Origin of the sequence: Streptomyces canarius, assembly GCF_014650735.1 — a bacterium.
Taxonomy (GTDB): domain Bacteria; phylum Actinomycetota; class Actinomycetes; order Streptomycetales; family Streptomycetaceae; genus Streptomyces; species Streptomyces olivaceoviridis.
In genome coordinates, this window is record NZ_BMVN01000112.1 from 1 (window position 1) to 11,387 (window position 11,387).

The window sequence follows — 11,387 nt, forward strand, 5'->3', positions numbered from 1 at the left end:
CCAGGCAGCCATCACCCTCGCCTCGCTCCTGATGTGGGCGTGACATTTGAAGACAGAACCTAGTCCTCGGAAGGAGACCGCGCTCGAAAAGGCGCTTGAGCAGTTGGAGAAGGAGTTCGACTTCATCCTCGTTGACCGGTGCGGCTGCTGTTGTTGAGACCCGCCAGGCGCCATGGCCCGCAGCGGCAGTGGGACGAGCACGCGTCTACCAGAAGGACAACTACTTCGGCCGACACGTCTGCGTGGGAACTGTCCTGGCTGCTGCCGTCCTACGAACCCGATGGCGAAGTTCAGCGAGCGGTTGGAGCGGTCGTCCCGGCCCGGGGAGTTGTACTGCACGTCGCTGATGGCAGCCAGCTGGGCCTGGCACAGCTCCTCCCCGAATCGTGAGCTGCGGCGCAAGCGGAACCAGCCGAAGAGGTAGCCCTCTATCGCGGCGCTGTTGTCGACCCATCGCCCTGCTTGGTGATGACCTTGCGGTGTTCGCCAGCGCGCAAGCTGGTGGCCAGTTCGCGGCCCGGGGAGTGCCGGGTAGGGCGGAAGCCCAGCTCGACCCACTTGCCCAGCCGGGTGGTGACGTCGCCGATGGTCTCCGAATTTATCCCGCCATCCATGACGGTGTGCCAACGGTTGTCCAGCGGCTTGTAGGGCAAGTCATCGGGGTCGGTGAGGGCGGCCGATTCCTTCCAGGCCCGCCACGCGGTCCGGGCAGATGTTCGGCAGAGCCCTCCCTGGCCTGACACGGTGTCGTGCCGCACTCGTCTCGCCGGGCACGGCAGGCTCCCACACGTGTGCGGATGACCGAACAAAGCCCGGCCCCGCCCAGGCCACACCCCCAGGTCAATCCGTGCCGTGTTAACACCAGCGATCCAAGTGCTTTACATGTTCGTCGGAAAATGGTCGGATTCGGCGATCACGATCATGGAGGACATGTGCCCGTCCCTTTTTCCCGAATATGTACAACATCAGCCGCTGCACTGCTCGTTGCCGCCCTCGCTGTTCCGACAGCAGCCCACGGCGCCGATCCCCCAGCCCCTGCCGCCGTCTCCCCGACGGAATACAGCGAGCCTTATGGCGCGCCTCTCACCATCACGCTGATCACCGGCGACCAGGTCACGGTGACCCGAGGACCGGACAACACCGTGTCGGTGCAAGGCGTCCAGCGCCCACCGGGAGCCGCCGGCTCGGTGCGGGTCACCGTGGAGAACGGTGACACGTATGTGTACCCGGACGAAGCCATGGCCTACATCGCGACCGGCGGACTCGACCGGCAGCTCTTCAACGTCACCCAGCTGATCGCCCAGGGCTACGACGACGCACACACCAGCGCCCTCCCCCTGATCATGACCCGCGCGCAGGGCACCACCACGGCCAGGACCGGCAACGGCACCGACCTGCCGGGCGCCCGGACCATCGCGCAACTCCCCGCCATCCGGGCGCAGGCCGTCCACGCCCAGCACACGAAGGCCGCCGCTTTCTGGACGGCCCTCACCGCCACCGCGAATCCCAACGCCCAGCGGTCCGCCGACGGCGCCACCCCGTCGTTCACCTCCGGCGTCGGCGAAGTGTGGCTCGACGCCAAGGCCCACGCCGACCTGGTCGACACCACCGCGCAGATCGGCGCCTCCCAGGCCTGGTCCGCCGGCGGCACCGGCGCCGGGGTGCGGGTCGCCGTACTGGACTCCGGCGTCGATACCACCCACCCCGACCTCGCCCCACGCATCATCGGCACCCGGAGCTTCGTTCCGGGCGAGGACGTCATCGACCACAACGGCCACGGCACCCACACCGCCTCCACCGTCGCCGGAACCGGCGCCGCGTCCGGCGGCAAGGAACGAGGTGTCGCCCCCGATGCCGACCTGCTCGTCGGCAAGGTGCTCGACAACTCCGGCTCCGGCGCGATGTCACAGATCATCGCGGGCATGGAGTGGGCGGCCCGCACCGAGCACGCCAAGGTGATCAACATGAGTCTGGGCACACCGGTCTGGCACACCCAGGACGACCCCCTGAGCCAGGCGGTCAACCAGCTCAGCGCGGAGACCGGGGCCCTCTTCGTGGTCGCCGCGGGCAACACCGGAAACAACCCCTACAGCGTGAGCTCACCGGGTACCGCCGACGCCGCCCTCACTGTCGGCGCGGTCGACGCCTCCGACCAACTCGCCGGGTTCTCCAGCACCGGCCCGCGGCAGAACGACGACGGCCTCAAGCCCGACATCACCGCACCCGGTGTCGACGTACTGGCCGCGCGGTCGCAGTACTCGCAAGGCGGCGAAGGCTACTACCGCACCGACAGCGGCACCTCCATGGCAGCCCCGCACGTCGCCGGCGCGGCCGTCCTGCTCGCCCAGAAACACCCGCAGTGGACCGGTGCGGACATCAAGAACGTGCTGATGAGCACCAGCGCGCCGACCCCCGCCTACAGCGCCTACCAGGCAGGCGCCGGCCGTGTCGACGTCGCCGCCGCCTACCTGAACGACCGAATCATCGCCAGCGGCTCGGTGGACTCCGGACTCGTGCGCTGGTCGGCGGACCACCGGCACGCGCCGGTCGAGCGGCGCCTCACTTACCGCAACACCACCGACCACGCCGTCACGCTCGCCCTCTCCGTCGACCCCGGCACTTCGCCCGCCGGAGTGTTCACACCGGCCGCCTCACATGTCACCGTGCCGGCCCACGGCACCTCCACGGTCGGTCTCCTCGCCGACCCGAACGGGCTGGCGCCGGGACAGTACGGCGCACAGGTCGTCGCCCGCTCCGCGGCAGGTGCCGTCCACACGGTCGTGGGGATGTCCGTCGAGTCCGAGAAGTACGACCTGACGGTCCACCTCAAGGACCGGCACGGCAAGCCCGTAGACAACGATGTCGAGATCACCGGCGCGGACGGACGGACCACCATCATGTGGGTACCGAACGGAACGCTCACCACCCGCCTGGCCCCCGGCTCGTACACGATCGTCTCCACCCTGGACGTCGAGGGACGCCACGGCCCCCACTCCCTCGGCTACGCCGTACTGACCGACCCCGAACTCGACCTGACCGGCGACCAGGACGTCGTGCTCGACGCCTCCCGCATCCGCCGGATCAAGGTGGACACTCCCAAGCCCACATCCGTCACCACCAGCAGGATCGACCTGTTCCGCTCCTTCACCTCGAACACCCCGTCCCCCAGCGACGGACAGGCCCTGCACGAGATCCTCATGCCCTCGGCCGCCTACGACAGCCTGTGGGCGCTGCCCACCAAGGGACGGGTGAAGAAGGGCAGCTTCGTCTTCACCACCCGCATCCGCGCCAAGCAAACCCCTTTGAAGATCACCTACCGCGGCGGGCACACCCTCGATGACACCCTGCTGACGCAACCCGGGAGCCACCCCTTCCCGGACGGCACCACCCATGTCGACGCCGTCTTCGCCGGCACCGGCACGACCGCCGAGTACGCCGACCTCGACGCCCGCGGCAAGGCCGTCGTCGTCCGGCACAGCACCGAGGTAACCGCCACCGACCAGGCCGCCGCGGCACACACCGCGGGCGCGGCGATGCTCCTCGTCGTCAACGACGGCGACGGCCGCGGACTCGACTGGTACGGCGACCCGGACGGCAGGACGGCCGGACAACTCCCCGTCACCTCGCTCACCCAGGACGCGGGCCAGGATCTGATCAGCAGCATCCACGACGCGAGCCACAACCGGCTGAAGCTGGCCGTCCAGGCACACCCCTCGCCCGCCTACCTGTACGACCTGGCCGACTACCACCAGGGAGGCGTGCCGGACGACCCGTCCGCGAAGACCGATCCCGGCAGTCTCGCGCGCATCGACAACACCTTCGCCCCGCCGGCCGGCAAGCAGGTCACCGAGAGCCGCGAGGACAGCCCGCCGTACGAGTACTGGCCGGCCGCCTACCCCTACGCAGGGTTCGGCATGACACGTGTGCCGCCCTTCCCGCGCGAGCCGGTCGCCGCGGGCCACCGCACCGACTGGGTGTCCACCGGGAACGGCGTCAAGTGGCAGCAGTACGCTGCCATAGACGGGTGGTCGACCTTCACCGACGTCGTCGGCTACCGCCCGGGCAGCGTCCACGACGAGCACTGGTTCGGACCCGTCGTCCGGCCCCGCATGGTCGGTTTCGAGGTGCCGCACCGCGTCGGCAACGCCATGGGCGGCACGCTCGCGGGATTCAGCGACGGAGGATCCGCCCACAGCGGCGACACCAACCTCATGACACGCAGCTTCGCGCTCTACCAGGGAGACACCCTGCTGGTACGGAACGGAGCCCGACCGGACTTCGGCGTGGGCGACCTGCCGCCGCAGACACTGCCGTACCGGCTCGTCGCCGACACCCGGTCCGAGAGCGACCTCCTGCCGTACTCCAGGACCACCCACACCGAGTGGACCTTCCACTCCCGCAATGCCGACGACCAGGCCCTCCCACTCGTCCAGCTCGACTACGGCACGGACGTGGACCTCGCCGGGCGCGCCAAGCGCACCTCGCCGTTCTCCGTCCAGCCCGTCGTCCTCGGCAGCACCGCCACCGACGACACCGTCACCACGGTCCGCCTCGACATCTCCTACGACGACGGGGCGACCTGGCACCGGCAGGACCTGAAGCGAAACAAGGACACCTGGCAGACTCTGCTGCACGCCCCCTCCCGGGCCCACTACGTGTCCTTCCGCGTCACCGCCGAGCAGCGCAACGGCGACGGCGTCACCCAGACCATCACCCGTGCCCTCGGCCTGCGCTGACCCCCACGCCACGGCCGGTGCCCCACGTCCCCCGGGGTGGGGCACCCGCGTACCGCGATGAGGGGCGCCGGCCCTGACCGGGCCGGTGCCCTCGTTTCTGAAGATCACCCCGAAGGGGCCCCCAGACCCCGCAGAGCCTCCAAAAACCTGGGGTGTGAAAGGGCCGGGAACACGCGGAGCGCCGCGCCTGGCCGGGATGGGCGGGGCGCGTTGCTCCAGAGGGCGGTGCTACTGGGTGGTGGTTTCGGTGATCACCAGTCGGCGTAACCGAGTTGGCGGCCGTGGCGGTAGGCCGCGGCGTGCGGGGTGTCGGGGTGGACCAGGGCCACGACGATCACGGTGCCTTGGTCGTCGCCGGCCGGTGTGCGCGCGCTCGATGAACGGGTCGACGCGCACGGCGATGTCCTGGGAGCGGCCGGGCGTCCAGGGCTCCGGGTCGCGGACGGCGGCGAGCATCGCGCGGAACTGGTCGACGACGGCCTGGTCCTCGGGGGTGAGGGCCCCGGGGTCGTGGCCGCAGCGGCGGAAGCGACGGATCATCGGGAGATCTCCTGCTGGGTGTTGGCGGTGCGGGCGCCGGCGGGCGCCTTGAGGACGCGCGGCAGATGGACGTGCAGGTGCTCGACTACGACCTGGCGGCGGTCCTGGAGAGCTCGGGCCAGGAGTTGCGTGAGATCACTTGCACTTTTCCGGACTGTAAGCAGAAGGCCGGAATCGGAGAGACACGGTGCAGACCTGAACGTATCCTCCGGGCCGTGACACCGACATATGTGCTGGACGGCAAGCAGATCAGAACGCTGGAAGATTTCTGGCGAGCCATTGGCGAAGCGATCAACGGTCCCGGGGGTTATTTCGGTCGGAACCTCGACGCCTTCGCTGACTGCCTCAGCGGTGGCTTCGGGGCGCCCGACGACGATGACTATGTGGTGGAGTGGCGTGACCACCAGGTGTCTCGCGAGCATCTCGGCCATCCGGAGACAGCTCGCCAGTTGGAGATCCGGTTGTCACGCTGTCACCCCACGAACCGCCTCTTTGTAAGCGCCGACCTTGCCGCAGCAAGAGATGGACGCGGATCCACTGTCTTCGATTGGCTGGTCGAGGTCTTCAACGATCGCGCCCCTGGCGTCCTGCGACTCCAGTGACCGGTCACGGAGATGCCCTATGGCAAGACGCGGGGGAGGTGGGCGTGCATGTGCTCCATCACAACGTCGCGTCCGAGTAGTTGGACCCTGTGACCAGCATTTTCTGTAAGGACTCCTAACAAAGGTGGTGGGCTTGACCTGGTCAGAGGACGATGTCGTGCACGAGGCCGTCGGGTAGCGGGACGCGGTCAGCCGCGTAATCGCATGTGATAAACCCGGCGACGTCGGCGATCATCCCCGGGATACTGGTCGCCCATGAATGAGGTCAAAGTCGTCGTCGCCCATTCCGAGCGCGCGACCCTGCGCGTCGGCGACGTGTTCCTGAAGGTGGACACCGATCAGGCACGCATCGACATCGAGGTCGAGGCGATGGCCCTCGCGCCGGTCCCGACCCCGGAGGTCCTGTGGCGCAAGCCGCCCGTGCTCGCGATCGCCGCACTCCCGGGGACGACGCTTGGACGCCTCGGCGGGCCGTCGACCGGGTCGCCGACGGCATGGGCCGCGGCGGGCGCCGCCATCCGGAAGTTGCACGACGCGCCGCTGCCGCCCCGGCCGGGCCAGGCTGGCCGGAGCATCATCGCGCTGGCGGCGGAACTCGACGACGAGTGCGAGTGGCTCGTGACGAACGGCGTCCTGCCCGCGGACCTGGTCACCCGCAACCGCCAGGTCGCCGAGGCCGCGCTCCGGCCGTGGACTCCGGCGTTCACTCACGGCGACCTGCAGATCGCGCACGTCTTCCTCGACGGCGACGAGGTCACAGGCATCATCGACTGGTCCGAGGCGGGCCAGGGTGATGCCCTGTACGACCTGGCCACCTTCACGCTCGGACACGAGGAGCACCTCGACGACGTCATCGCCGGCTACGGCACCGACATCGACCTCGATGTGATCCACGCGTGGTGGTCATTGCGAAGCCTGCTGACGGTTCGCTGGCTGGTCGAGCACGGTTTCGACCCGTTCGCGCCGGGCTGTGAGGTCGACGTGCTGAGATCCCGCATGTGAGGCTGAGATCCCGCATGTGAGGCTGCGCGGGCCCGGTACTGCTGCGAATGCGTTCTGACGCATCGAGCGGGCCATCCCCTGGACGATCGCCTGCCCGTACTCCCAACAGAGTGCGGTGCGCAGACGTCGCCAGCAGATGACGGCGCAGCCGAGGGCGACGAACGCGTGGTGGATGTCGTCGCGGATCTCCCAGCGGATGCGCAGGCGGCGGAACCAGTGCAGCAGCGCGATCGCTCCTTCCACGACCCAGCGGTACACCCCCAGGCCGGAGCCGTGCCCGGTGCCACGCCGGGCGATGTGCGGGGTGATCTGGAACCGACGGACCTTGTCCCGGTAGACCTCGTGGTCGTAGCCGCGGTCGGCATACAGGTGCTTCGGGCGGCGCAGTGGCTGACCGCGCTTGCCGCGAATCGGCGGGACGGCCTGGATCAGCGTGATCAGTTGGGTGACGTCGTTGCGGTTGCCGCCGGTGGTGATTGCGGCGAGCGGGATGCCGTGCGCCTCGACGATCAGGTGGTGCTTGCTGCCGGACTTGCCCCGGTCCACTGGGGATGGACCGGTGGCCGGCCCGCCCTTCATCGCGCGGATGTGGCTGGAGTCGACCGTGGCGCGGGAAAAGTCCAGCTGGTCTACGGCCCGCAGCTCGGACAGCAGCAGCTCGTGCAGCCGCTGCCAGACCCCGGCCTCGTTCCAGTCCCGCAGCCGTCGCCAGCAGGTCATCCCCGAGCCGAAGCCCAGCTCCTGGGGCAGAAACTCGCCTGATCCTCCAACGTAAGAAAGCCCGTACACCCTGCAGATTCGCAGGAGGTACGGGCCTTTGCCGTGATGCTTGTCAGGCCGCCCAGATCGCGGGGGCGCCTTCGTCAGGGTTGGGGATGACAGCGGTGGTCACCGGGGCGGCCGGGTGTCGCATGGCGGTGATCGGGACCGCGCCGGGTTCGGTGCTGGGTGCCCACACCATCCGCCAGGTCTCATCCCACTCGCATCCGCAGCCGTGGTCCGGGTGCGGGTGCCGTAAGAAGACGCCGTGGGTGTGGACGGCGCGCGGGATGCGGGGGATGAGGACCGCCGGGTCGTCGCCGGGGTACAGGTGGAGGTTCCGCCAGCCGTGGGTCCGGGCCATGTACGCGGCGGCGGCCTCGATGATGTCGGCCCACCGCTGATGCCCGAGGACCAGGAAGCCGACCGGGTAGAGGTCATCGTCGGCCCCGCCGTCGATCCCGGCGACGAACAGGTCCTGGTGGGCGATGAACCCGTGGTCGGCAGTGCCGTCGGCGCAGGGCGTCCAGAGCTGTTCGGCGGGGTGCATGGCGCCGTCGTCACCCTCGCTGGTCTCGATCTCGTACAGAGCCGAGGTCACACCCTCACCCCCGCGAGGGCGTCGGCCAGGAGCACGGTGACGTCGGCACCGTGCGGGTCTGCGTAGCTGCCGCGGTCGCTGACGTGGAACACGGCGTCCTTCGCGGTGACGGTGAACCCGGGGATGACGAGTGCGGCGCGGCCTTCCAACTCGGTGTTGAGGCGGTCGGCGTCACGGGAGGCCAGCCAGGTCTGGGTGTAGGGCCCGAGGCGCAGCAGCGTGTAGCCGGTGCCGTCGGCGCGGCGGGCTTCGACGTGGACGCCGTAGTGGGCGAGGCCCATGCCGACGTCGTCGGGGAGGGGCAGGTTCGCGGCGGCGTGGGTGAGCATCGCGTAGGCCGGCTGCCAGAGACCGAGGATCGCGGTCGTCTCGCAGCGCAGCCAGCCCCGGTCGGCGTAGCCGAACTGGCGGCCGTGGCGGTAGGCCGCGGCGTGCGGGGTGTCGGGGTGGACCAGGGCGACGGCGATCATCTCGGTGCCGTGGTCGTCGCCGGCCGGTGTGCGCGCGCTCGATGAACGGGTCGACGCGCACGGCGATGTCCTGGGAGCGGCCGGGCGTCCAGGGCTCCGGGTCGCGGACGGCGGCGAGCATCGCGCGGAACTGGTCGACGACGGCCTGGTCCTCGGGGGTGAGGGCCCCGGGGTCGTGGCCGCAGCGGCGGAAGCGACGGATCATCGGGAGATCTCCTGCTGGGTGTTGGCGGTGCGGGCGCCGGCGGGCGCCTTGAGGACGCGCGGCAGATGGACGTGCAGGTGCTCGACTACGACCTCGCGGCCGCGGTCCCGGAGTGCTCGGACCAGGAGTTCGGTAAGACCGCTGGCACTTTTCCGGATTAAGGAAACGGTCAAGGTTGCGGCTCCTTCGACAAGAGAGCGATCCCGTCTGACGGCGGGACCGCTCCGTGGTGTTCGATTCGCGAACCTTCACACTGCGCTCGGCAGTTCGGCGCCAGACTGGCGACGGCCCGCGCTGGGGGGGGTATCCCCCGTTCCGATCTTGGGGTGCGCCGGATCGCGCCCCGGTGGGGGCGAAACTAGCGTCCAACCATGACTTCGACTCTGAGAAAGCACCTGGTCATGGCACTCGGTGTCGCTACGCTGCTCACCGCCGAGGTGGTCCCCGCCATCGCTCAGCCCGCCGGCCCCTCCCCTGTGGAGCAGTTACGCCGGGACACCGAGGCGATCCACGCCCTCGGTGTGAGCGGTGTGCAGGCCCGCGTGGTCGCGCCTGACGGTCGGCAGTCGGTCGCCGCCAGCGGTACCGCGGACCTGAACACCGGCCGCCCGGTCTCTTCCGGCGGCTACTTCCGCATGGCCAGCACGTCCAAGACGCTGGTCGCCACCGTGGTCCTCCAGATGGAGGCCGAGGGCAGGCTGTCCCTGGACGACACGGTCGACCACTGGCTGCCCGGAGTGGTGCGGGGCAACGGCAACGACGGCAGCCAGATCACCATCCGCCACCTGCTCCAGCACACCAGCGGCATCCGGGACGCCCTGCCCGGATACACCACGCCGAAGGAGTACTACCAGCAGCGCCACAACATCTACGAACCCGAGCAGCTGGTCGAACTCGCCATGGCCCATGAGCCGGAGGAGTTCCGGCCCGGCAAGGGCTGGGCGTACTCCAACACCGGCTACGTCCTGCTCGACATGATCATCCAGAAGGCCACCGGTCACCCCGCTCATCAAGAGATCGAACGCCGCGTCCTGCGCCCGCTGGGCCTCGACCAGACCCGGTGGATGGGCACCTCGCCCACCCTGCCCCGGCCCCACGCCCAGGCTTACCAGCTCTTCGGCCCCGGTTCCCGGGTGAATGTCACCGACCAGATACCGGTGGACTACGAGAACCTTTCGTGGGTCACGACCACGCGGGATGAGAACCGCTTCTTCCGCGCGCTGCTCGACGGCCGCCTGCTACCGGCACGGCAGCTGGCCAAAATGAAGCAGACCGTCCCCGTGAGCGCGGAGGTCCAAGAGCTGTGGCCCAAGGGTCGATACGGGCTCGGCCTGGTCGAACGCCCCCTGGGATGCGGAGGAACCTACTGGAGCCATGAAGGCGGGGACGGCGGCTACATCACCCTCAACGGCGTCACCGATGACGGGGGTCGAAGCGCTGTGGTCTCCATGTCCGAGGCCCGCGGCGACACCAAGGAGCACATACTGGAGCAGGAGAACGCGGCCAGCGCCCTGATCGACCACGCACTGTGCGCCAGGGACTCCAGCACCCCGTGAGGGGAGGTGTCGTCGCTGTGGGCGGTGAGCTCAGCGCGGCGCTCCGCTGGTGTCGCAGACCAGCACTGTGCACCCCGTTGCCTCTCATGGCCCCTTTTCGGCTCACCCCGGCGATGGCCCGTCTTCGCCGTCCACACTGCCCCTGTCAGTCCTGACGACGCGCCCGTCTAGGGTCTGTTGTGAAAGTGCTGGTCACAGCCACTCGTTGATGGCTGCGACCAGCACGGTCGCTTCGTAACGGACGGCGAGTTTGTCGTACCGGGTGGCGACGGCCCGGTGGCGCTTGAGCCGGTTGATCCCGCACTCGACCGCGTGCCGCTGCTTGTAGCCGTCCTTGTCGAACTTCGGCGGCCGCCCGCCACGCGATCCGCGCTTGAGGCGGTTGCGGACCCGGTCCGCCGGAACCGGGATGGTGGCCTTGATCCCGCGTCGGCGCAGGTAGGAGCGATTGCTGCGGGAGTCGTACGCCTTGTCGGCCCGGACCCGGTCCGGACGTTTACGCGGCCTGCCCAGCCCCAGCCCCAGCCTCGGCACCCGGATGGCCTCCAGGACCGCTTCGAACTGCGGGGAATCGCCCCGCTGCCCGGCCGTGATCACGACGGACAAGGGCTTCTGTCCCTGCTCGACCACGAGGTGGATCTTGCTCGTCAGTCCGCCCCGGGATCGTCCGAGTCCGTGGTCGGCCGGCTCGACGAAGAGCCCGCCGGGCGGCTCCTTCCGGAGGTCCCGTTACCTTCTTCGTGGCCCCGCAACGGGGCTCCCGGCCTCCGATCCCGGCATGACTTGGGTCCCCAGTCGACCATGATCGAAAAGGTGGTGTCACCGGGCATCGGAGGCATTGGCAGACTCCTGATTAGACGTCATCTCATTTGGTGAATCTGCGGTAGCAGATGAGGGTGCAGGCGATGCTGGTGAA

The 11,387-nt window shown here is 69.1% G+C and carries 9 protein-coding genes and 2 pseudogenes; 4 read left to right on the forward strand and 7 right to left on the reverse strand.

Annotated features, from left to right (window positions below; translation table 11 throughout):
- Positions 1-428 precede the first annotated feature (428 nt).
- Complete coding sequence (locus tag IE294_RS45430; RefSeq protein WP_229918157.1) at positions 429-653, reverse strand: hypothetical protein; 225 nt, start codon at positions 651-653, stop codon at positions 429-431.
- Positions 654-1,142: 489 nt separating this feature from the next.
- On the opposite strand from IE294_RS45430, the gene IE294_RS45435 reads away from it, so the two are divergent.
- Entirely contained in the window at positions 1,143-4,736 is a 3,594-nt protein-coding gene (locus IE294_RS45435) for a S8 family serine peptidase (protein ID WP_229918158.1), read from the forward strand.
- Between the two features lie 228 nt (positions 4,737-4,964).
- Here the strand turns inward: IE294_RS45435 and IE294_RS45440 are convergent, their stop codons facing one another.
- Complete coding sequence (locus tag IE294_RS45440) at positions 4,965-5,276, reverse strand: hypothetical protein (protein WP_229918160.1); 312 nt, start codon at positions 5,274-5,276, stop codon at positions 4,965-4,967.
- A gap of 215 nt (positions 5,277-5,491) precedes the next feature.
- On the opposite strand from IE294_RS45440, the gene IE294_RS45445 reads away from it, so the two are divergent.
- Both IE294_RS45445 and IE294_RS45450 read left to right on the forward strand, forming a co-directional pair.
- On the forward strand, positions 5,492-5,878 hold the full coding sequence (locus tag IE294_RS45445) for a barstar family protein (protein ID WP_189895197.1): 387 nt from the start codon (positions 5,492-5,494) through the stop codon (positions 5,876-5,878).
- A gap of 255 nt (positions 5,879-6,133) precedes the next feature.
- Positions 6,134-6,880: a phosphotransferase family protein gene (locus tag IE294_RS45450; protein ID WP_189895192.1), complete on the forward strand. Its 747-nt coding sequence runs from the start codon at positions 6,134-6,136 to the stop codon at positions 6,878-6,880.
- Between the two features lie 111 nt (positions 6,881-6,991).
- Here IE294_RS45450 and IE294_RS45455 read toward each other — a convergent pair.
- The 4 genes and pseudogenes from IE294_RS45455 to IE294_RS45470 all read right to left on the reverse strand — a co-directional run.
- Positions 6,992-7,762 (reverse strand): annotated as a pseudogene (locus IE294_RS45455) (IS5 family transposase); the annotation flags it as partial.
- Positions 7,713-8,240, reverse strand: a complete 528-nt coding sequence (locus IE294_RS45460; RefSeq protein WP_189895194.1) for a hypothetical protein — start codon at positions 8,238-8,240, stop codon at positions 7,713-7,715. The gene IE294_RS45460 and the pseudogene IE294_RS45455, both read right to left, overlap by 50 nt.
- Positions 8,237-8,710 carry a hypothetical protein gene (locus tag IE294_RS45465; protein ID WP_229918162.1) on the reverse strand — a complete coding sequence of 158 codons (474 nt, stop codon included), beginning with the start codon at positions 8,708-8,710 and terminating at the stop codon, positions 8,237-8,239. The genes IE294_RS45460 and IE294_RS45465 overlap by 4 nt, the downstream gene beginning before the upstream one ends.
- A gap of 201 nt (positions 8,711-8,911) precedes the next feature.
- Positions 8,912-9,088 carry a hypothetical protein gene (locus IE294_RS45470; protein WP_189895195.1) on the reverse strand — a complete coding sequence of 59 codons (177 nt, stop codon included), beginning with the start codon at positions 9,086-9,088 and terminating at the stop codon, positions 8,912-8,914.
- 198 nt (positions 9,089-9,286) lie between these two features.
- Here IE294_RS45470 and IE294_RS45475 point away from each other — a divergent pair, with 198 nt between their 5' ends.
- Complete coding sequence (locus IE294_RS45475; protein WP_189895196.1) at positions 9,287-10,471, forward strand: serine hydrolase domain-containing protein; 1,185 nt, start codon at positions 9,287-9,289, stop codon at positions 10,469-10,471.
- Between the two features lie 192 nt (positions 10,472-10,663).
- On the opposite strand, the pseudogene IE294_RS45480 reads toward IE294_RS45475, so the two are convergent.
- Positions 10,664-11,152 (reverse strand): annotated as a pseudogene (locus IE294_RS45480) (IS5 family transposase); the annotation flags it as partial.
- Positions 11,153-11,387: the final 235 nt, after the last annotated feature.